21 protein-coding genes, 1 other RNA gene and 1 pseudogene are annotated in these 21,217 nt (G+C 57.4%); 12 read left to right on the forward strand and 11 right to left on the reverse strand.

Features of this window, described 5'->3' with window-relative positions:
• Positions 1-82: 82 nt before the first annotated feature.
• Both AC0V61_RS01470 and AC0V61_RS01475 read left to right on the forward strand, forming a co-directional pair.
• On the forward strand, positions 83-1,357 hold the full coding sequence (locus AC0V61_RS01470) for an N-succinylarginine dihydrolase (protein ID WP_486155485.1): 1,275 nt from the start codon (positions 83-85) through the stop codon (positions 1,355-1,357).
• Positions 1,358-1,384: 27 nt separating this feature from the next.
• The gene (locus AC0V61_RS01475) at positions 1,385-1,666 is read left to right on the forward strand and encodes a hypothetical protein (protein ID WP_486155486.1); all 282 of its coding nucleotides are present in this window, start codon (positions 1,385-1,387) and stop codon (positions 1,664-1,666) included.
• A gap of 112 nt (positions 1,667-1,778) precedes the next feature.
• On the opposite strand, the gene AC0V61_RS01480 is transcribed toward AC0V61_RS01475, so the two are convergent.
• The 3 genes from AC0V61_RS01480 to mscL all read right to left on the reverse strand — a co-directional run bounded on the left by AC0V61_RS01480 (position 1,779) and on the right by mscL (position 3,473).
• The gene (locus AC0V61_RS01480; protein ID WP_486155487.1) at positions 1,779-2,498 is read right to left on the reverse strand and encodes a hypothetical protein; all 720 of its coding nucleotides are present in this window, start codon (positions 2,496-2,498) and stop codon (positions 1,779-1,781) included.
• Between the two features lie 159 nt (positions 2,499-2,657).
• Positions 2,658-3,001: a transfer-messenger RNA gene (gene ssrA, locus AC0V61_RS01485) on the reverse strand.
• 16 nt (positions 3,002-3,017) lie between these two features.
• Complete coding sequence (gene mscL, locus AC0V61_RS01490) at positions 3,018-3,473, reverse strand: large conductance mechanosensitive channel protein MscL (RefSeq protein ID WP_486155488.1); 456 nt, start codon at positions 3,471-3,473, stop codon at positions 3,018-3,020.
• Between the two features lie 192 nt (positions 3,474-3,665).
• On the opposite strand from mscL, the gene AC0V61_RS01495 reads away from it, so the two are divergent.
• The 5 genes from AC0V61_RS01495 to AC0V61_RS01515 are packed head-to-tail and all read left to right on the forward strand — an operon-like array spanning position 3,666 to position 7,226.
• Complete coding sequence (locus AC0V61_RS01495; protein WP_486155489.1) at positions 3,666-4,280, forward strand: LemA family protein; 615 nt, start codon at positions 3,666-3,668, stop codon at positions 4,278-4,280.
• A gap of 13 nt (positions 4,281-4,293) precedes the next feature.
• Complete coding sequence (locus AC0V61_RS01500) at positions 4,294-5,175, forward strand: TPM domain-containing protein (RefSeq protein ID WP_486155490.1); 882 nt, start codon at positions 4,294-4,296, stop codon at positions 5,173-5,175.
• A 3-nt stretch (positions 5,176-5,178) separates the two neighbouring features.
• Positions 5,179-5,853, forward strand: a complete 675-nt coding sequence (locus AC0V61_RS01505) for a TPM domain-containing protein (RefSeq protein WP_486155491.1) — start codon at positions 5,179-5,181, stop codon at positions 5,851-5,853.
• A gap of 12 nt (positions 5,854-5,865) precedes the next feature.
• Entirely contained in the window at positions 5,866-6,447 is a 582-nt protein-coding gene (locus AC0V61_RS01510; protein ID WP_486155492.1) for an NUDIX hydrolase, read from the forward strand.
• A complete protein-coding gene (locus tag AC0V61_RS01515; protein WP_486155493.1) occupies positions 6,444-7,226 on the forward strand; it encodes an SDR family oxidoreductase in 783 nt (260 codons plus the stop codon). The genes AC0V61_RS01510 and AC0V61_RS01515 overlap by 4 nt, the downstream gene beginning before the upstream one ends.
• A 95-nt stretch (positions 7,227-7,321) precedes the next feature.
• On the opposite strand, the gene AC0V61_RS01520 is transcribed toward AC0V61_RS01515, so the two are convergent.
• Genes AC0V61_RS01520 through AC0V61_RS01535 form a run of 4 tightly spaced genes read right to left on the reverse strand, consistent with a single transcriptional unit; the run spans position 7,322 to position 7,999 of the window.
• Complete coding sequence (locus tag AC0V61_RS01520; protein WP_486155494.1) at positions 7,322-7,546, reverse strand: PspC domain-containing protein; 225 nt, start codon at positions 7,544-7,546, stop codon at positions 7,322-7,324.
• Entirely contained in the window at positions 7,543-7,704 is a 162-nt protein-coding gene (locus AC0V61_RS01525) for a hypothetical protein (protein WP_486155495.1), read from the reverse strand. Before AC0V61_RS01525 ends, AC0V61_RS01520 begins: the two co-directional genes overlap by 4 nt.
• A 45-nt stretch (positions 7,705-7,749) precedes the next feature.
• Positions 7,750-7,860, reverse strand: a complete 111-nt coding sequence (locus AC0V61_RS01530; RefSeq protein ID WP_486155497.1) for an enoyl-CoA hydratase — start codon at positions 7,858-7,860, stop codon at positions 7,750-7,752.
• Between the two features lie 28 nt (positions 7,861-7,888).
• Entirely contained in the window at positions 7,889-7,999 is a 111-nt protein-coding gene (locus AC0V61_RS01535; RefSeq protein ID WP_486155498.1) for an enoyl-CoA hydratase, read from the reverse strand.
• A 245-nt stretch (positions 8,000-8,244) separates the two neighbouring features.
• On the opposite strand from AC0V61_RS01535, the gene recF reads away from it, so the two are divergent.
• Positions 8,245-9,345 carry a DNA replication/repair protein RecF gene (recF, locus tag AC0V61_RS01540; RefSeq protein ID WP_486155499.1) on the forward strand — a complete coding sequence of 367 codons (1,101 nt, stop codon included), beginning with the start codon at positions 8,245-8,247 and terminating at the stop codon, positions 9,343-9,345.
• Here the strand turns inward: recF and AC0V61_RS01545 are convergent.
• The gene (locus AC0V61_RS01545) at positions 9,342-10,058 is read right to left on the reverse strand and encodes an arylesterase (protein ID WP_486155500.1); all 717 of its coding nucleotides are present in this window, start codon (positions 10,056-10,058) and stop codon (positions 9,342-9,344) included. The two genes, recF and AC0V61_RS01545, sit on opposite strands and share 4 nt — an antisense overlap.
• Before the next feature lie 94 nt (positions 10,059-10,152).
• Here AC0V61_RS01545 and AC0V61_RS01550 point away from each other — a divergent pair, with 94 nt between their 5' ends.
• Both AC0V61_RS01550 and AC0V61_RS01555 read left to right on the forward strand, forming a co-directional pair.
• Complete coding sequence (locus tag AC0V61_RS01550) at positions 10,153-10,905, forward strand: ABC transporter ATP-binding protein (protein ID WP_486155502.1); 753 nt, start codon at positions 10,153-10,155, stop codon at positions 10,903-10,905.
• Positions 10,902-13,472, forward strand: a complete 2,571-nt coding sequence (locus AC0V61_RS01555) for an ABC transporter permease (protein WP_486155503.1) — start codon at positions 10,902-10,904, stop codon at positions 13,470-13,472. The genes AC0V61_RS01550 and AC0V61_RS01555 overlap by 4 nt, the downstream gene beginning before the upstream one ends.
• 22 nt (positions 13,473-13,494) lie before the next feature.
• Here the strand turns inward: AC0V61_RS01555 and AC0V61_RS01560 are convergent, their stop codons facing one another.
• Positions 13,495-14,382: a hypothetical protein gene (locus AC0V61_RS01560; protein ID WP_486155504.1), complete on the reverse strand. Its 888-nt coding sequence runs from the start codon at positions 14,380-14,382 to the stop codon at positions 13,495-13,497.
• Between the two features lie 176 nt (positions 14,383-14,558).
• Positions 14,559-17,207: a TonB-dependent receptor gene (locus AC0V61_RS01565; RefSeq protein ID WP_486155505.1), complete on the reverse strand. Its 2,649-nt coding sequence runs from the start codon at positions 17,205-17,207 to the stop codon at positions 14,559-14,561.
• Positions 17,208-17,590: 383 nt separating this feature from the next.
• Here AC0V61_RS01565 and typA point away from each other — a divergent pair.
• Positions 17,591-19,424: pseudogene (gene typA / locus AC0V61_RS01570) on the forward strand (translational GTPase TypA).
• Here typA and AC0V61_RS01575 read toward each other — a convergent pair.
• Entirely contained in the window at positions 19,421-20,305 is an 885-nt protein-coding gene (locus AC0V61_RS01575) for a LysR family transcriptional regulator (RefSeq protein ID WP_486155506.1), read from the reverse strand. The pseudogene typA and the gene AC0V61_RS01575 sit on opposite strands and share 4 nt — an antisense overlap.
• Positions 20,306-20,406: 101 nt before the next feature.
• Here AC0V61_RS01575 and AC0V61_RS01580 point away from each other — a divergent pair, with 101 nt between their 5' ends.
• The gene (locus tag AC0V61_RS01580) at positions 20,407-21,180 is read left to right on the forward strand and encodes a DUF1330 domain-containing protein (protein ID WP_486155507.1); all 774 of its coding nucleotides are present in this window, start codon (positions 20,407-20,409) and stop codon (positions 21,178-21,180) included.
• Positions 21,181-21,217 lie beyond the last annotated feature (37 nt).

The raw sequence follows: 21,217 nt of genomic DNA on the forward strand, positions 1-21,217 counted from the left end.
AGCGCGGCGCAGGCTCTAGTTCTCAGGTCCATCGCGCGCGATAATAGTGGACTTGTCCTAATGCTCATTTAAGGCTCGGCTGATGGGAACAAATTATGCTGGCGCAGGCGCGCTTAAAGAGATCAATTTCGATGGGATCGTTGGTCCCAGCCACAACTATGCAGGGCTGAGCCTGGGCAATATTGCCAGCGCAAGCCACAAGGGTGATCCATCATTCCCGCGCGCCGCAGCCCTTCAGGGGATGGCCAAGATGCGGCGCAATTTGGGGGCGATTGGCGTGCAAGGGTTTTTGCTCCCGCTGCCGCGCCCCAATGCCGCTTTGCGCGATGCGCTCAACCTTGATGGCAGCGAGGCCCCTGCCTTGCGCGCAGCGCCTTGGTCAGCTTCCAGCATGTGGACCGCCAACGCCGCCACCGTCTCGCCTGCTCCCGACACCGCTGATGGCAAATGCCACCTGACGCCAGCGAACCTCATCACCATGCTTCACCGCGCTCAGGAATGGGGGGACACCAAGGCTCAATTGGACATTGCGTTCGGCGATAAAGAGCACTTCACGGTGCACGACGCCGTACCGCCAACCTTTGGCGATGAGGGCGCTGCGAACCATGGCCGCTTTTGCGAAGGTCATGGCGCACCAGGGGTCGAGTTATTCGTTTACGGCAGGCCCGGCGGCAAATTCCCCGCACGCCAACATGAACAAGCCAGCCGCCTGGTCGCGCGCTCCCACGCACTAGACCCGGACAAATGCGTCTTCATCGAACAAAATCCCGCTGCAATCGAAGCGGGTGCGTTTCACAATGACGTGGTGAGCGTTGTGAACGAGCGCGTGCTCTTTACGCACCAAGAAGCCTTTGCCGACCAGCAAAGCGCATATGAAGCGATCCGCGCCAAGTTTCCCGCATTGGAAGTGGTCGAGGTGCCCTCCAGCGCGGTCAGCATGGAAGAGGCCATCCGCACCTATTTGTTCAACGCGCAGCTTATCACTCTGCCCAACGGAACCATGAACCTCATCGTGCCAGAAGAATGCCGCGAAAGTGCCAGCGTGTGGGCGTATTGCGAGGCAATGATGGCCTCCAACGGCCCTATCCGCGAAGTCGTGCCTGTTGATGTGCGCCAATCCATGGCCAATGGCGGCGGCCCGGCTTGTCTTCGCCTTCGCGTGGTGTGCGATCCTGCGACCGTGGACCCGCGCTTTATGCTGGATGAGGCCAAGGCAGATATGATGGAAGGCATTATCGCAAAAACCTGGCCCGAGCAGATCGACCCGGCAGATTTGGGCAGTGATACACTCACCAATTGCGTGGTCAAAGCGCGTCTTGCACTGCTCGAAGCATTGGAACTTCAAAGCCTTGCTTAAGGCTCATGGCACATAGGGTTAACGCGTTTGCAAGGAATCGTCGGAAGCGTTTACACTTGGCTCAGCGTTAACCTTTTAGAGCCGCAGCAAACCGTTCTTGGCACGCTGCTTGCTCTGATAGACACGGACCAAGGAGTAACTATGCTGCGCAAGATCGGGCGTCTTTTCGTAATCAAGAACCGCTTTGAAGCGTTCGCGATTATCTATGCTCTTGCCCTTGGTGCGACGAACCGCGGTCTTGCTTATCTCAACACCTTCCCCCCTATTGGGGTGAAGCGCTGTTTCTTGCAGCCTGCTTGGCAGTGCTGATGGCGGGCGCAGCGATTTTGGACTCGCTGAAAACAAAGAACGAGCTTGCAGAATTGAAAGCAGAGCTTGCAGCCTATCGCGGCGGGCAAGCACCTTAACATCGCGCGCGAGGTTAGTCGGCTAATGGATCGATAATCTCAGGATTGCCATCGCTATCATATTCCGGAAGCAAGGCGATATCATCGGGATTGTCCACGGCCAAAGTGACCTGCTTACGCCGCCGATCAAGCCGTGCACCCACCCAGACAGGCGTGAGACGCGGCTCCCCTCGAACCACGATACGGCGATTGCGAAAGTAAGAGCGCAACCTTGAAAGCGTTGGCTTGAGCACCTCGCGGGTTGCATCACCCTCAACAATAATCGCGTCCTCGCCCTCTTGGTGCTCAAATTGCGGGGCAAGCATTGCGGTGGTGTTGATCATGTCGGCAAAAGTTTGCTCATCGATTTCGATGATGATGACGTTGGGATTGCGTCCACCGCGCCGGTTTGTGGTTAGACCACCAACACCGGTGCTAGAGCTGGTGTCGATACCGGCTGAGCCCAGCAATTCGCGCTCAAGCAATGCTGAACCTTCTATGCGAATGTTGTGCAGTTCGAACTTATCGCCCACTTTGTAAACTTCGGCCACATCCATGATAATCGCCATGTCGTCTTGTGCGCTGGCGCCGCGTTTGCGCGCGGCCACCTTGAATTGGCGGGGCTGGAGACAATCTGCAGAACAAATGTCGCGCAAGCGATCCAGATACTCCGGATAAGTCTCAGCAGACACCGAGGATGGGACAACCATCGTGACCGCGAGGCTTGCAAGCAATGGCGCAATGGCGCTTTTCATCGACCAATCCTTCCATCAACTGGTGGGGGTTTCTGTTGCTAGCTACCCACAATGCTGTTTTGGGGAGAGGAGAACCGTTACCCCTATGGCAAAGGTGGCCCTTCCAATCAAAACAAGAAAAGTAGGGAGATTCTGTTGCTAGCCTCTCCCCGGGGCCCCGGAATCCGCTTCTGTTGCCCGGTGGGTCCAACCGCGCATAGGCTTTGTAAGATCAGGCCGTTAGGCCGTCAGATTACGCAGCGATTGCGAGTGCTTCGTTATCGTTTGCACTTATAAAAATGAACAGTTTTACGGGGTTTTCAGCCCGGGCAAAAACTACGCTTTTCAGTCCACGTCGATCCTAGTTCGGCCCCGTCAAAATCCTCTGAGATCAGAGGGTTATGGTGGAGCCGCCGGGTACTGCCCCCGGGTCCGTTGTACCTATTGCACGCAGCAATTTATCGCCATAGCCCGCAAAAAACGGGCAAGACCTATATAGGCCTCGCCCGCTTAATGTGAAGTGTATTGAAGACAGAGCGCTTAAAAGCGCTGTGTCTTATTTTTTAAAGCGTCGCGGATTTCGATCAAAAGATCGATTTCGCTTGGACCAGCTGGCTCTTCGGCTGCTGCTTCGGCCTCTTTCTTTTCGGTCGCCTCTTTAATCTTATTGGCATAGCGCACGAGCAAGAAGATGATGAAGGCAAGGATGATGAAGTTGATGATCGTCGTGATCAGCGCGCCATATCCGATCATCGCTGCGCCTGCTTCTTTCAAAGCGGCATAATCAGTCATCGAGCCTTCATAGCCTTCTGGCGCCGATAACAGGATAAACTGCGATGAGAAATCCGCACCGCCAAAGACATAACCGACGATTGGCATGATGACATCGCCGGTAAGCGACGCGACGATAGTGCCGAAAGCGCCTGCGATAATGACCGCGACGGCCAGCTCCATGACATTGCCCTTGGCAATGAATTCCTTGAATTCGTTTAGCATAGTGATCCCCAACTTATCGTTTTGATTACGCTGTGTTTAGAGATGCATGCGCGCCTTGCCAAGCGCTCTGGTCAAAGGTTTACACGCCTTGAAAACGCGGCATGGTGCCCTATATTGGCAACACACACGGAATTTGCTGCGCCTGATAGCTTTCGAGCTGAATCATTGCCGCAGCCCAAAGGAGGGAAATCCATGAATCTTCGCAATTTCGGGCCCAAAATGATTAAGGGTGTCGTCGTCGCTGCCGTTTCATTGACGCTGGCCGCTTGCGGCATCAACTCGGTCCCGACGGCTGAGGAAGAAGCCAAGGCGAAATGGGCCGATGTCGAGGCGCAATTCCAACGCCGCGCCAACCTAATCCCGAACCTTGCCGAAGTCGCGCAAGGGGCAGCGGAAAACGAGCGCGGTATCCTTACCGAAGTGACCGAAGCGCGCGCACGGGCAACCTCGATCAATGTAACCGCCGATGACCTTGGTGACACAGCGAAGATGGAAGAATTTGCAGCTGCTCAAGGGCAGTTGGGTCAAGGGCTCGGACGTTTGCTCGCAAGCTTCGAAGCTTACCCGCAAATCCAATCGAACCAGAACTTCTTGGCGTTGCAAAGTCAGCTTGAGGGCACGGAAAACCGCATTGCGGTGGCGATCCGCGACTACAATGAGGCGGTGCGCAAATACAACACTACGATCCGCACCTTCCCTGACACAATTGGTGCAAACATCATCCACGGCGCAGAGCCGCTCGCGCCCTACAGCGCGGTGACCGAAGGCGCAGAGACTGCTCCGACGCTTGATCTGACATCCGACTAATCGAGGGGCACACATGCGCCTCTTGCGTAATCTTCTTCTAATCCTGGCTGGTGTGGGGGCGATCCTTGCGTCTCCCGCCTATGCTCAGCCTGAGTTCCCCGCGCTCACCGGGCGCGTGGTGGACACAGCCGATATCATCCCCGCCGATGTTGAGGCGCAGCTCACCGCCAAGCTCGAAGCTTTAGAGACCCAGTCTCAGCGTCAGCTTGTCGTGACCACTGTGCCCGATCTTCAAGGGTATGATATCTCCGACTATGGCTATCAGCTGGGCCGCGCATGGGGACTTGGCGATGCGGAGAGGAATGATGGCGCTCTGCTGATCGTTGCGCCCAACGACCGCAAAGTGCGCATCGAAGTGGGTTACGGTCTTGAAGGCTATTTGACCGATGCGCTCTCATCGATCATCATCCAGAACGACATTCTCCCAGCTTTTCGCAATGGCGATATGCCGGGCGGGATCGTTGCGGGGACCGACGCGATGATTGCGCAATTGCAACTGCCCCCGGACGAGGCGGCGCGCGTTGCGCAAGAGGCGACCGAGACGCGGTCAAGCGACGGAGGGTTCCCCTTCGGCTTCCTCATCTGGATCGGCTTCATGTTCTTCTTCTTCGTGCTCCCGATTATTCGCGGCAGCCGCAGAAGACGCAAGTACCGCTCCAAGGGCAAAGGGCCATGGGGAAAACGCAAGCGTGACGATGATGATTGGGACGATGACGACGATGGGTTCGGCAGTGCGGTTGGCAACATCATCCTGTGGGAAATTGGCACAGCTATCGCACGCGGCGCCATGTCTGGCGGCGGTGGTGGCGGCGGCAGCTCCGGCTGGGGCGGCGGCGGCGGATTCTCGGGTGGTGGCGGCTCATTTGGAGGCGGCGGCGCCTCGGGGGGATGGTGAGCCATGAGCTACCTTAACGAAGAACAGCACAAAATCGTCTCAACCGCCGTTAAAGAGGCGGAACTCACGACCTCTGGCGAGATCGTCACCGTTTTGGCGGACCGCTCGGATGGTTATACCGATGTGGCGCTATGGTGGGCCTTGGGCCTTAGCTTCACCGCGATGAGCCTGTTTGCCTTTATCCCTGCGCCATTCCTCGACCTTTGGGATGCGCTGATTGGTGGGTGGAGCCACGAATGGACTACGGGCGAGCTTGCCAGCATGACCATCGGCCTGGGGCTGCTGACGTTCCTCATCGCATTGGGCGCTCAGCAATGGCAGCCGCTCAAATTCTTCCTCATCCCCGGCCCCGTCAAAGCCGCGCGTGCCCATGATCAAGCGATCAAGCATTTCAAGGTCGGCGCAGAACGCCGCACCGTAGGGGCGACCGGCGTCCTCATCTACCTTTCGATGCAGGAACACCGCGCAGAAATCGTCGCGGACGACAGCATCGCCGAAAAGGTCGAGGCCGAAGTCTGGGGCGAAGCGATGGGCGATATGCTTGTGCGCATTCGCAAAGGTCTGATCGCTGAAGGTATGGCCGCAGGCGTGCGCGATGTGGGCTTTGTGCTCTCCCAGCACTTCCCTCGCGGCGAAGATGACGAAAACGAGTTGCCCGACCGCTTGATTGAGGTCTAAGCCAGCGCTCACATGAGCCATTCCAATTACACCAAAGATGCCGACGCCAATCTCCCAGAAGAAACTCGGTGGGAGGGCAAATTCATCGTCGCCAAAACGCGTGGACGATGGGAATATGTGGGACGCTCTCGCGGCATTCGCGCAGCTGCCATCATTGCAATTGACGAGGACGCTGACGGCACCCGCCACGTTATCCTAGTGAGCCAATACCGCGTGCCTTTGGGCCGTTTCTGCCTCGAAATTCCCGCCGGCCTTGTCGGCGACGATGACGGCGCAGAGGGCGAACAGGCCTCCGATGCCGCCTCACGCGAGCTCGAAGAAGAAACCGGCTACAAGGCGGAGCGTATGGAAGTGCTGGGCGAGTTTTACTCGTCACCCGGCATGGTCTCCGAATGCTTTACCCTGCTGCGCGCGACGGGCCTGACGAAGGTCAGCGAAGGCGGCGGATTGCCGGGCGAAAACATCACCGTACACCGCGTCGCTTTGAGCGATCTGTCTGATTTCGTGGCCGAATGGCGCGAGGCAGGTCACGGCGTGGACGTGCGCATAGCCATGCTACTGACACCCGAATACCTTGGAGAGGAAATCAAATGACTAAACGCTGCGAAGGCAAATTGGCCCTCGTCACCGGCGGCGCACAAGGCCTTGGCCGCGCGCATTGCATCCGCTTGGCGCAGGAAGGCGCGCGCGTGCTTGCGACCGATATCAACGGCGAAGGTGCTGCGGAAACGGCCGAAATTGTCAACGCCCAAATGGGCGCTGGCACTGCGTTTAGCATTCAGCACGACGTCACCGACCCCGCCGCATGGGAAGCCGCCGTCGATGCGGCGCGCGAGCAGATGGGTGGATTGAATGTGCTGGTCAACAACGCTGGCATCGGCGTTCCCGGCAATATTGAGCAATGCGACTTTGGCGATTGGCAGCGGTGCTTTTCGATCAATGTCGATAGCATCTTCCACGGCTGTCAAAAGGCCCTGCCCCTGATGCGCGAACACGCGCCGGGTTCGATCGTGAACATTTCCAGCATCGCCGGCCTTATCGCGAGCGACACCATGCCCGCCTACAATGCGTCGAAGTCAGCGGTTTGGATGCTCTCCAAATCGATCGCCCTGCACTGCGCGAAGAAGAACATGCAGATCCGGTGTAATTCGGTGCACCCGACTTTTGTCGACACGCCGATCCTTGATGGCACTGCAAAAGCTGCCCAACTCGACAAAGATGTTCTCCTCGACAAACTCGCGCGGCAAATCCCGCTGAAGTTCGTGGGTGAGCCCAATGATATCGCGAATGCTGTGGTTTATCTCGCGAGCGATGAAAGCCGCTTTATGACGGGCGCTGAGATCAAGCTCGATGGTGGGATCAGCGCGATGTAGGCGAAACAAAAGGGGCCTAACGCGAGGCCCCTTTACCGGTTTTCAATTGTGTCGCCGGAGACCGCTGGCGGTTTGAAAACTGGCTCTGCAGGTCTTCAGTCTGCGATCAATGCAATCGCGAGGTAGATCAGGATCGGGAAACCGACGCCCAGAATGACTGCGCCGACAAATCCGATGCGCCAGATCAGCGCGTCAACACCGGACCAATTGGCAAGGCCTGAGCAGACGCCGAACAGCTTGCCGCTCTGCTTGTCGAGGCGGAATCCGCTGCCCTGACCATTATGGGGCGGACGGCTGTTGTTTTGGGTCAAATTGCTCATGCGAGAACTCCAGTGGTCAAAAGTACGGTGTCGGGTGTGGCGGGAGTGATGGCGGCATTAAGGCTTCCGGCCATCAAAATAACGGTGATGATTAGCGCTCCAGTGGCTGCCATAACGCGGGCCGCTTTTGTGCTGGAAAGGTCGAAGAAAGAGTACATTATCCTATCCTGTTGGTGGGAAGTGCGAGGGTTCAATCAATCGGCTCAAGCGATAACGGGTGAGCCAGGGACGATTGCGTAGGCGAAGACACCGGCGGTCACGACAACTGAGAAAGCAGCTGCGAAAAAGCGGTTGGCGGTTTCACTATTGAACATTGGGTTAGTCCTTTCGAATGGGGTTGATTTAAGCAAGAGCAGGGGTTGCTGGGACGATTGCGTAAGCGAACATGGCGGCTGATACGACAACTGAGAGAGCAGCAGCGAAAAAGCGGTTTGCGGTGCTGGTGGCAGTCATTGTTGGTCTCCTAATTCTTAGTCTTGGTTTGTTTTCCCGACTTATCCGGGGGACACCAAAGACAATGCAGGGGCCGTGCCAAACTTGAAAAACCTGAGAATTCTGCGGTTTACGCGATGTTACAAGCTTTACCGTTTGTTCAGCATTCCGAAAGGTTGGTGATTTTTACCAATAGTTGGTATTGGTGATTTTCGGTTTCCAAAGGCTGTGCTTTTGCCCCGCCCCTGCTAGGCGAATGGACGACCATGGCGCTCGCAAAGATCACCCTTCAAAACTTCCGCAACCATGCGAGCAGCGAGCTGACTGAAACCGCGCATTTTAACCTGCTTGTGGGAGAGAACGGTGCGGGCAAGACCAATGTGCTTGAAGCGATCTCGCTGCTTTCGCCGGGCCGGGGCCTAAGGCGCGCAAACCTTGCAGACTTTGCGCGTAAGCAAACTGGCGGCGCACAGCCGGGCGCTTTTGCCATTGGTGCAAGCCTGATCGAGCAAGGCCAAACGAGCGCGCGTATCGGCACCTATACTGAGGCAGAGCGCCCCACCCGTCGTCTGGTTCGCATCAATGGGGCCGATGCAAAGTCATCCTCCTTAAGCGAGTGGCACGCGGTCTCATGGCTCACCCCTTCGATGGATGGCCTGTTTACAGACAGCGCAGGCGCGCGGCGGCGCTTTGTCGACCGGATGGCCCTGGCGATTGAACCGGGACATGCAAAGGCTGTGAACCAGTTGGAGACGGCACTGCGTGAACGCAACCGCCTGCTCGAAGACCGCGGCGATGCGCGCTGGCTTGATGCGATTGAAGCGCAGGCCGCGCAGCATGGCAGCATAGTCGCGCAGGCGCGTGCGACATTGGTGGCGCGATTGTCGGATGAACTCTCCGCCCTTCCCGCAGAGCCTTTTGCGCGGCCGATCCTCACCTACCGCCCCGGCGGTCCCGTAACACCAGAGGAATTGCTTGCCGAGTTCGCGCGCAACCGCCCACGGGACCGCGCCGCTGGCCGCGCGCTCACCGGACCGCATCGTGATGAGCTGGAAGTGGTGATGGCGCAAAAGGATCGCTCCCCCGGCCCTCCCGCTGCGTCTTGCTCAACAGGCGAGCAAAAGGCGATGCTGATCGCGATCACTCTTGCTCACGGTGTTCTTGCAGCCACGGGGCGTCCCAGTGTGCTTCTCTTGGACGAGGTCGCTGCGCACCTTGATCCCGTGCGGCGCACCGCCTTGTTTGACCGCCTGCGAGCAGGCAAAGCCCAAATCTGGATGACCGGAACCGAGCTTGCCCCCTTTGCCGACATTCAGGAAGAAGCGGCCATCTGGCAGGTTAGCGGCGGGGCGCTAGAGCGGCTCTAACCCTCATCAGAGGGAAGCGCTGCTGCTACATCATCAATCGTGGACGCCACAAGCGCCTCAATTCCCTCAGCCGTCGGGTGAATGCGGTCGTCTTGGAACAATTGCGGTTGCTGATAGATATCTTCGAGCCAAAACGGGATGAGCGCTGTGTTATACTTCGCCGCCATATCGGGATAAATGGCATCAAAAGCAGCCGTATATTCAGGTCCATAATTGGGCGGGCTGCGCATCCCCATAAGGAGCACGGGTATTTCCGCTGACGAAATCATCGTCAGCATAGCGTCAAAATTGGCGCGTGTTTGTTCAGGCGATAGGCCGCGAAGAAGGTCATTCCCGCCAAGTTCAAGGATGAACAAGTCGGGTTTCTCTTCTTGCGCCTCAAGCACAAATTCGAGCCGGTCGAGCCCGGCCGCGCTCGTATCTCCGGGGACGCCTGCATCAATCACCTTTGCGTTGATCCCGCGCGCGCGCATCGCCACCTCAAGCCGTTCTGGATAGCCTTCGGGCTCTTTCAGATTGTAGCCTGCAAAAAGGCTGTCCCCAAAAGCAAGAACCCGCACCTCTTCGCCCATGACAGGGATAGCCGCCTCACCCTCTTTAAACGCGCCGTCTGCGGTGCCTGCAACAGGCTCGTTTGTCGTCGCTTCCGGCACTGCCTCTGCCCCGCACGCCGCCAGGCTAAGCGCCAAGACGGAACCGAGGAGAGCCTTCATACGTAGTGGCTTTATCTGCAAGCTGCGCATAGCGTTCTGCGAACCTTTCAATTGGTACTTGTTTGAAACTCGTCCCTATCCCATCTGGAGCCATGTGACAAAGCTCTCTTCCGCCTCAGGCACTTCCGCCCCATCCGGCCCCCTCGCCATTAGTGCGCGCGGCCTCACACTCACGCTTGGCAGCGGCGATGCGCCCGTCGACATCCTTCGCGGGATTGATCTTGATATTGCGGAAGGCGAAGTCGTAGCGCTGCTGGGACCTTCGGGTTCGGGCAAAAGCTCACTCATGGCAGTGCTGTCAGGATTGGAGCGCGCGACGGGCGGATCGCTCACCGTGGCGGGACAAGACTTCGCATCGCTCAATGAAGATGGCCTTGCCGCTGCACGCCGGGGGCGGATCGGCATTGTGCTTCAAGCCTTCCACCTGCTGCCGACTATGACCGCGACCGAGAATGTGGCGACCCCGATGGAGCTTGCGGGCAGCAAGGACGCATCACCGCGCGCTCAGGCTGAACTTGAAGCGGTTGGTCTTGGCCACCGGATTGGCCACTATCCCACACAGCTTTCTGGTGGTGAGCAACAGCGGGTTGCCATCGCCCGCGCAACTGCGCCGCGCCCCACCCTCATCTTCGCAGATGAACCCACCGGCAACCTTGATGCCTCGACCGGTGAGGAAATCGTCGATCTCCTCTTCACCCGGCGTGAAGAGACAGGTGCAACTTTGCTGATCATCACCCATGACGCCTCACTTGCTGAGAAATGCGAGCGGGTGCTGACCATGGCAGACGGCGTCATTGTTTCGGACCGCCGCACGGGCGCTCAAGCGAGCGCTGAGGCTGCAGAATGAGTGCTGCGAGCACTGTAAATGCGGCCGGAAATGCGGCCAGTACAGGTCTCACGTGGGGCGATGCATGGCAGATTGCCCGGCGCGATCTCAATGCCCGGTTTAAGGGGTTAAGGCTCCTTCTTATCTGCATCTTCCTTGGCACCGCCGCGTTGGCCGCCATCGGCACTCTTACCGCTTCGATTGAGCGCGAGTTGCAATCCTCGGGCCAAGAATTGCTTGGCGGCGATATCGAGGTCGAGGTGTGGCAACGTGATCTGAATGAGGACGAAAAGCTTGCGCTCGCCGAATATGGGGAGGTTTCCGGTGGTTATCGGATGCAGGCGATGGCCAACACGGACGACGCCGCAGCGCCGGTTGAATTAAAGGCGGTGGAGGACAATTGGCCGCTTTATGGCAGCTTCACCCTTGTCGATGGCCGCGCGCCCGGAGCGCCAAGCTCAACCGATGCATACCTTGCGCAAGGCGCGCTGGACCGGCTGGATATCGAGGTGGGCGACACTTTCCGCCTTGGCACACTGACTATGCGCGCAGCTGGCGTCATCGAAAACGAGCCTGACCGCTTGTCCGAAGGGTTCCAGCTTGGTCCAACGGTGCTCGTTGCTCGCGATATTCCTGTGAACGCAGGGCTTTTGCAGCCCGGATCGCTTTATCAAAGCAAGTACCGCATCGCGTTTGCCGATAGCGGCGCGGACCCTGAACCGGTTGAGGAGGCTCTCACCGAAGCATTTCCTAATGCAGGCTTCGATTTTCGCACACGCGACCGTGCATCGCCCGGCGCTGACCGCTTTGTTAGCCGGATGAGTGACTTTCTGACCCTAGTGGGCCTTGCTGCATTGGTTATCGCCGGGATTGGGATTGCAGGCGGCGTCTCGTCTTATCTTGACCAACGCCGCGCTAGCATTGCGACGCTCAAAGTGCTGGGCGCATCTTCTCGTGACATTGTGCGCATTTACGCCCTGCAAATCGCAGTGGCGGCCTTTTTGGGAAGCGCGCTTGGGCTTGCCACGGGCGTTTTGGTGACCCCGCTTTTGGGCATGGCTCTTCAAGGGCTCCTCCCTGTCGAAGGCGGCTTTGTGATAGAGCCTGCCCGGCTTATTCTGGCCGGTACATATGGCGTCCTGGTTGCATTCGCCTTTGCCTCTGCACCTTTGCTGCGCGCGCGTTCTTTCCCGGCGATGGCTCTTATGCGCAGCCGTATAACGCCGCTGGGCCGCGACCGCCGTGCATTGATGGCAACCGCTGCGGGCCTTGTCGCAATTTGCGCGCTTGCCCTTTTCACCACCGGACAAGCATGGCTCACTGCAAGCTTCCTAATCGGGGCAGGCCTTGCTTTGATAGCGCTCGCAGCGCTCGGCCTTGGCCTCCAATACGTCGCACGCAAATTGCCGCGTCCCTCGAACCCGCTCTTGCGCTCAGCCCTCTCCAATATCCACCGCCCCGGTGCACCCACCAGCGCTCTTGTGACAGCTCTTGGTTTTGGTCTTGCCGCCTTTGTGCTGCTTGCCGCAATCCAAAGCGCAATTGACGGCAATATCCAAAGCCGCGTCCCCCAAGAGGCGCCCGACTATTTTGTGATCGACGTACCGCCAGAGGGTGAAGAACGCTTCTTCGAGCTTATTCAAACCCCCTTCCCCGAAGCGCAAGTGCGCACCGTCCCAAGCCTTCGCGGCTCAGTCCTTGCTTTTGGCCCGGAAGGCGACATGCAGCGCACCGCTGACCTTGAGGAAATCCCCGAGGGCGCTTGGGCGCTTCGCGGGGAGCGCGGGATCACATATTCAGACAGAGCCCCCGTTGGGAGCCGCGTGGTCGAAGGCCAATGGTGGAGCCCTGTGCATACCGGCGAGCCGCTGGTCTCAATCGACAAAGAGTTTGCTGACGCTGCAGGGCTTGGCGTGGGCGATATGCTCACGATCGGCATCCTTGGCCAAGAACGCGATGTGCGCATTGCAAACCTTCGCGAGATTGATTGGGAAACGATGGGTTTCAACTTCACCATGGTCTTCTCGCGCAATGCCATCGCCGATGCGCCGCACAAGCTTGCCTCAACTATTGAGCTGCCTGATGATGCCGGAACCGAGGACCGCGCACAGCTCCTTCGGGCAATGGTGCAGGAATTCCCATCAAGCTCTGTCATCGAAGTGGGCGAAGTGTTGGTGCAGGCGCGCACTTTGCTTGAACAAGTTGGTTTAGCCACGCTCGCTGCGGCGGCGGTTGCCGTTCTGGCGGGTCTTGCTGTGCTGATGGGAGCTATCGCGGCTGCACGCGCCGCGCGTACCTATGACACGGTCGTGCTGCGCGTCATGGGCGCATCACGGCGGCAAATTCTTGGCCTTCAACTGGCAGAATACGGCCTCATTGCAGGCGCGCTTGCCCTTGTCGCGCTTGGCCTTGGTTCAGGGCTTGCTTGGGTCATCATCACCCAGCTCTTCGAATTCGACTGGCTGCCTGATTGGGGCGTGGTCCTCGCGGTCCTTGGGACCGGCCTTGCGATTGTGCTCGCCTTTGCGCTGGGCGGATCGCTCCCCTTGTTGAGAGCAAAACCCGCCCAAGCGCTAAGAGAGCTCTAGTCCGAACTCCTTCGCCTCGTTCTTAAGCGAAGGTATCTTCCAGTGCCTCTGTGTCGTGGTCGGTAAGCTCTGCGTGAAGGCACGCATTCATGACCACGCTGACGATCGAATAGATAATGAAGAGCGGGAAGAAGAGCAGCAATACAACAAAGCCCGCTCCCAAAGCCGCCAACCCCGCCTCAGGGCTAGCGCCGCCGCCTGCCACATCAAGCGCCCCAAACATCCCGCCGATCAGTCCAAGCGGTAGAAGGATCATCACCAGACCAAGCGCCAGCACCGCAATCGTCACGAGAAAAATGCCCAGTACATTGCCGGAGGTCACCGCCCATGTGCGGGTGATCGCAGTGATCGGATTAAAGACGCGCTCAACCGCAACAACAGACAAAAGGATCGAGAGGCGAAGCGCCAGATAGATAATCACCGGCAGGAACACTATCGCCGCGATAATTCCAACCACCTCGGCCAAAGAGGCCAAAAGACCGATCACCAGCGCAAATCCTGCGCCGATAACGATATAGGCAATCATCATCAGCACCGTGACCCCCAAAAGGGTAAGCGACGACTTGAAACCGGTGCCCAAAGCTTCGCCAAAATTGCCGTCTTCTATGGGCGAACTCAAGGCCGCGGTGGCCGCTTGGCTGGCGAAAAGGAGTACGAAGTAGCCGATGTAAAACAGCAGCATGAAAATGATAAATCCAGCACCCATTCCGCCAAGCGCAGCCTCAGGACTATCAAGGCCCGCCCCAAGACCACCCAAGGCCATCATTGAGCCACCAAAGAAGGCCGTTAAGACGACATAAAAGACCATCTGAATGCCGAAAAAGACAGCCCACATGCCAATCAACAGCCAAAAGCGTCGCTTGGTCATTTCCCAAGTGCTGGAAAGCACACGGCCAACATCAAGTTTCATGAAATTTTGATCCCCTAACTGGTTATCCAGCAAGCGACCACAATTGCTAACAAGTTTCAAGGACTTCTGGCAAAGCTTGAGGGGAAAAGGCGCAGCAATCGCGCCCAATCAAAGAAAAAGGGCCCCGCGCGGTAATCCGCACGGGGCCCTTTTTACAAAGGTATGGTCGCAAAGACTTAGAACTTAAAGCGCACAGTACCGCCATAAGTGCGTGGCTGGTTTGGATAACCCGAAACTGTGCCAGACTGTGCAACACCATCGAAGACAGTGAGGATGTATTCATTGTCGAGCAGGTTACGCGCCCACACCCCGGCTTCAAATCCGCTTGGGAATGCCAAGGTGATCGAACCGTTCACATTGTTCACTTCGCGCTCGAAGATCTCAGTGTTGCCGTTTGCGGTGTTAAATGTTGGCAGGCCGTTGTTGATATCAACTTCGCTTTCGAACTGATAATCAAGACGGGTGATCAAACGGTGACCGCTGTCCCACTCATGTGTGTGCGTCGCAGAAGTCGACACCGCCCATGATGGGATACCCGCAGGGCGTTGGCCGGTGAGATCGCCGACGACCGAGCCGGGGAAATCATCAAACAGCGGATCGAGGTGCGTCACCGCGAAGGTGAAGACGAAGCCGTCAATTGCAGTGACCGTGGTGTCGAATTCGAAACCGCGAACCGACTGCTCACCTGCGTTACGAAGCGCAAAGCCTGTGCCGGTGAAGGCAAAGCTTTGGAAGCCCTCAATCGATTGGTCGAAGACAGCCAGATTAAAGCCGAAGCCATCGAATTGACCTTTGACGCCAACTTCCCAAACTTCCGCTTCTTCAGCGCCGGCAAAACGCGTTCCTGAAACAAGGTTTGGAACCGCAAGACCTGCATCGAGAATTGGCGATGAAGGCGCAGCGAACGTCGAGTTGCCCGTGCCCGGCGTTACCGCAAAGTCAGTGCCCAGCGGACGGCTGTCACGCGAGAGGTTCACTGAGCTTGCTTTAAAACCAGTGGCGTAGCTGAGGTATGTGTTGATCTCAGGCGTTACCTCATAGGAAATACGCGCAAGATACGTCAGCTTATCATCAGCAGTTTCACCAGGCTCAACCGAGTTCGGGATCGTCAGGAACGGCGGCTGGAACTGGAACGGAGCCAGTGGCAGCAGCGTGTTGACGGTCGGATCGGTCGCTGCCGCGAGCAGACCTTGCTGAACAGCGGCAGGAAGCGCTTGGAACGTTGCGCGATCAGTGATCAACGGCAAGTTTGGATCGGCGGCACTCGCGCCTGTGATGAAGGCATCAACCAGATTGATGTTTGCAAGCGGATCAAAGCTTTGCTGTGCAAGCGCGAACGATTTGCTGTCATCGGTGTAGTTGGCACCCACAGTCAGTACGAGGCCATCAGTTGGCTCGAAATCAACCGTACCGTAAATGGAGAACGCCTCGTTATCCATGCTGAACTGTTCGGCAGTCAGCAGCGGAGTGTTGAAGATCGTCTCTTGGGTCAGACCAAGACCGGCTTCAACCGCGTTGAACACACTTGGTGCGCCGGTGAGAACATCGGCTGGGTTGCCGCCTGCAAGGATCTCGAAGAAGTCGCGAATTTGGCGACCGTTTTCGATTTGGCTTTCCTGAGTAATCGTCTCATCGAAGTAGAAACCACCAAGCAGGAAGTTGATCGGGCCGTCGAAATCGGACGCGATACGGAATTCCTGAGTGAAGGTCTCAACCGCTTGGTCGCGCTGCTCGGTCGCGATGTCCGCGCCGGTGTAGTCGATGTCAGAGCGGAAGAAGTTATCAAGCTCACGGTATGACGTGATCGATGTGAATGACAACGCGCCAGCGGTATAGTCCATTTGGACCGAGCCGCCGTAGTTCTCAACCTGGTTGATCGGAACCGTATTGAGGCTGGCTGTGCGATCAAAGAAGGTGTCGAAGGTCTGAACATTACCGCCAAGCAGGTTCAGTGCCGGAGCGGTTGGGCCTGCAACAACGGTCCCGACTTGGCAGCACACCTCGTCAATGCTCGAATAATCAGCAATCGCGCGGATACGAAAATCCGACGAAGGCTCAATCAAGAGCTGACCACGAACCGAGTAACGATCGCGGTCGTTTTGATCGATGCCTTGAGCGCCAAGGTTGACGATTTGCGATGTACCATCACGCTTTTGAAGTGATCCATCGATCGAGAACGCAACGCTGTCCGTGATCGGGCCGGTGATGTCGCCTTTCAGGAAGACGTTGTTGAAGTTACCGTAAGAAAACTCAGCCGAACCGCCGAACTCAAATTGAGGCTCACGGGTGACGATGTTGATCACACCAGCAGATGCATTCTTACCAAAGAGCGTCGATTGCGGGCCGTTAAGGACCTCAATGCGCTGAACGTTTGGAAGGTCGGACAGGGCGCCTGCAGAGCGTGAGCGGAAAACACCGTCGATGAACACACCAACCGATGGTTCAACACCGAAGTTGTTATCGCCGTTACCAAAACCGCGAATGATGAAAGTCGATGCAGATGAGGTCTGCAGCTGGCTTACACGCAGCGAGGGAGTGACCGACTGAAGGTCGAGCACGTCGCGGATGTTCGCTTGCTCGATAGTCTCAGCGCTGGTCACAGACACAGCAATCGGGGTTTCTTGAAGCGTTTGCTCACGCTTCGAAGCGGTCACGATGATGACATTGCTGTCATCTTCATCACCAAGAGCTTCCGCAGCCGCAGCGGCATCGTCATCCGCATCTTGTGCAAAAGCAGCCGTTGGTGCGGTGAGTGCAAAACCGGCAGCGCCTGCAAGCAGTGCAAACCGAAGCGACCCGGGGGTTCCGGAATTAATTGAACGCATGGATATCCTTCTCCTCGTATCCCATCACAAACGCCCGGCCGATTATAAATGCATCCCCAGATGCGCGGCAGTGTCATTTGTGATCTGCATCACGTGTTAGGCCAGTGCTTACACGGCTACAAGCGCAGAACGCACGTAAGAGTGGGCGCAGCCGCTGGTCTGTTGCGAAGGAGTCACACCCGCGATTCCCCCTGTTTGCAGTGCAGCAAGCCCTCAGAAAAAGTACCGATTAACAACTTACGCTGCGTCAAGCTGAGCTGCGTCGTATGTGTTGCCAATTTGGCGCGGGGTGCCCTGGTGTGAATTACGCCCTTGTTGCGCCGCAGCACAGCGTCTAGGGGGCGGGCAAATTCCCAAACTTCTTTTCCAAAATGAGAACGCTTATGTCTCGCGACCTGCGCAATATCGCGATTATCGCTCACGTTGACCATGGTAAGACCACTCTGGTTGACCAGCTTTTCCGCCAATCGGGCACTTTCCGTGAAAACCAACGCGTGGAAGAGCGCGCGATGGATTCCGGCGATCTGGAAAAAGAGCGCGGGATCACCATCCTTGCCAAATGCACCAGCGTTGAGTGGGAGCATGACGGCACAACGACACGCATCAACATCGTCGACACGCCCGGCCACGCTGACTTTGGCGCCGAGGTTGAGCGTATTCTGAGCATGGTCGATGGCGTTATCCTGCTGGTCGACAGCGCAGAAGGCGCGATGCCTCAAACCAAATTCGTGACCGGTAAGGCGCTTGCCCTTGGCCTGCGCCCGATTGTGGTCGTCAACAAGATCGACCGTCCTGATGGCCGCCCGCAAGAAGTGCTCGACGAGGTATTCGACCTTTTTGCGTCGCTCGATGCCAATGACGATCAGCTCGACTTCCCATCGCTCTTCGCCTCTGGCCGCGATGGCTATGCCAGCGATGATGAAAGCGCGCGTGAAGGCACGCTTGATCCGCTGTTCAAGCTGATCACGCAGCACGTCCCCTCCCCCGGCCTCGATGAAAGCGGCCCGTTCAGCTTCTTGGCGACGCTGCTCGACCGTGACAATTTCATGGGCCGTATCCTGACCGGCCGCGTCCAATCGGGTACGCTGAAGGTCAACGATCCGATCCACGCCATCGACGCAGATGGCAATGTGGTTGAAGCAGGCCGCGCGACCAAAGTGCTCTCTTTTGACGGGCTCGACCGGGTTCCGGTTCAAAGCGCACAGGCAGGCGATATCATCGCGCTTGCCGGCCTTGAGAAGGCAACGGTTTCTAACACCATCTGCGACCCCTCTGTGAAAGAGGCGATCGAAGCCCAGCCGATTGATCCGCCAACGCTTGCCATGCGCTTTGCGGTTAACGACAGCCCGCTCGCCGGGCGCGAAGGCGACAAAGTCACCAGCCGGATGATCCGCGACCGCCTCTTCCGCGAGGCCGAAACCAACGTCGCTATCCGCATCACCGAAAGCGCCGACAAGGATTCTTTCGAGGTTGCAGGCCGCGGCGAATTGCAGCTTGGCGTCCTTATTGAAACCATGCGCCGCGAAGGCTTTGAACTTGGCATCAGCCGTCCCAAAGTGCTCCTACGCGAAGAAGACGGCCAGAAAATGGAGCCATATGAGACCGTCGTCATCGACGTGGATGATGAACACTCAGGCACCGTGGTTGAGAAGATGCAGCGCCGCAAGGCTGACCTCACCGAGATGAAGCCCTCAGGTCAGGGCAAGACCCGCATCACCTTCTCCGCGCCCTCACGCGGGCTTATCGGCTATCACGGCGAATTCCTCTCCGACACGCGCGGCACCGGCATTATGAACCGCCTGTTCGAGAAATACGGCCCCTACAAAGGCCCGATTGAAGGGCGCAATAACGGCGTTCTCATCTCCAATGGCGACGGCGAGATCCAACGCCTATGCTCTCAACATGCTTGAAGAGCGCGGCGAGCTTTTTGTCGGGCCTTCGATGAAGCTTTATGAGGGCATGATCATCGGCGAGAATGCCAAGCCCGATGACCTTGAGGTTAACCCGATGAAGGCAAAGCAGCTCACCAACATCCGCTCCTCGGGCAAGGATGACAGCATCCGTCTCACCCCGCCGCGCCGGATGACGTTGGAGCAGTCAATCGCCTATATCGATGACGATGAAATGGTCGAGGTGACCCCGCAAAGCATCCGACTGCGCAAAACCGCTCTCGACCCGCATGAGAGGAAGCGGGCGAAACGCAGCAAAGCGAGCTAGGTCAAAGTCGGAGCCGGGCATAGACCTGTCACCAACTCTTCCTTCTCTTTCATAGCGCGAGTTATGAAATCCATGACAGCGCGAATGCGCGGTGTTTGGCGCAAATCAGGATGCGTCAGCACCCAAAAATCATGCAGAGGCGTCGGCGCTGCATCGGTTAAACGCACGAGATTGGGTTGAGGGTCAGCCATATAGCAAGCACCGCGCGCTATCCCAAAACCCTCAACCACCGCGTTGTGCCGCGTGACAATATCATCGATCATAAGCCCCACCGGCGCGTCGGGATAAGGTGACTGCGAAAGCCAATCAGGCGAGCGCCCCGCCTGCGTTGGGACAATCCACTGAAGCTCATCTGGCGGCGTGTTTGAAAGATAGTCTCGGTCACCGTAAAAGCTCAAGACATTTGCAAATAGTCGGCGCCCCACCAGGTGGTCCGGCGGCTGGCTGGTCCCTCGCACGACGATATCGGCCTCGGATCGATCAAGATCCACAAGCCGTACGCTGATATTGATGCGAAACTCAATCTGGGGAAAGATTTTTGGCAGCTCGCACAATTCTTTGAGCAACAAGAATTGCGCGACAGGCTCAGGTATCGAAAGCGTCACTACGCCGGTAAGATCCTGCTCCACGGCACGCTCATAGCGCGCGGCAGAATGGGTGAGGTTCTCCATCCCCTGTGCCACATCAACAAGCGATTCTCCCAAGCGGGTCGGGCTGTATCCGCCCGCTCGCTTTTCAAAAAGCTTGCCGCGCCGATCTTCGACAACAGCGAGACGGCGCGAAACAGTCGTGTGCGTTAGGCCCAGATGACCGGCAGCTGCACGAAGCGTTCCCGCACGCGCAATCGCCAGGATCAGCCGATAGTCATCCCAGTCGTTCATTGGCACGATTTCGCACCAATGAAGCAAGAAATCTAGCCGATACTTCTCTCAACCACTGATCCATGGTGCATTTATCAACCATGGATCAACGGGAGTCAGGCATGTCCAATCTCAGACGAAACGCACCACTCATAGCAATCAGCTGCACCGCGCTCATTGCTCTATGCGGCACGGCCTTCACCTCGCATGCGCAAGATGCACAAGAGGCACCCGCCCCTGCAAGACAGGGGTTTACTCTGAAAGCTGACAAAGGCCAGGTCATTCAAGTGATCGCTCCGGACGCACGCGAAGGTGCTCAGGCGGCGCGCCAGACCTATTACGATAGCACCGGCCCACTTACTCGCCCGCTGGGTTTCACACGCATCGGCCAACTCAATGTCAGCCGCAAGATCATCAGCGATTATGATCCAGGAGCGTTCATTTTCTTCTCATGGCCCGACGAGGCATCCTATCAGGAAATTCAGAAGGACCCGCGCTGGCCCGCAATCTCCGCAACGCGATCCGATGGATGGGACGAACTCAGGATTTACAGCCTGACTTTAGACGAAGACCTGGCCCTCACGTTTGATCCGGCAAAACAGTACACGGTCGTGGTCGCGTGGCTCGAAGATGCGGAAGACTATGACCGCTATCTCGACGGGATCGAACCGGCGATGGAGCGGGCAGGAGGCCGCTTTGTCTATAAGATGCGCGGGACCACAATGGAGGCTCATAACTCGCCACCAGGAGCGCCCGGGCAGATAACCTTTGTCGAATGGGATGATGAGGAAGGTTTTGCCCAAGTCCAGCAATCAGCCGAGTACAAAGCCCATCAGCAGTTCTTCCGAACAGGAGTGACACGGTTCGAATTTTACTGGCTCAAGACCCGAAACTGATAGGAGGGCTCACTGGGCGAAGGCGGCAGACCAAGGG

The organism is Erythrobacter sp. JB1-4 (assembly GCF_057365025.1).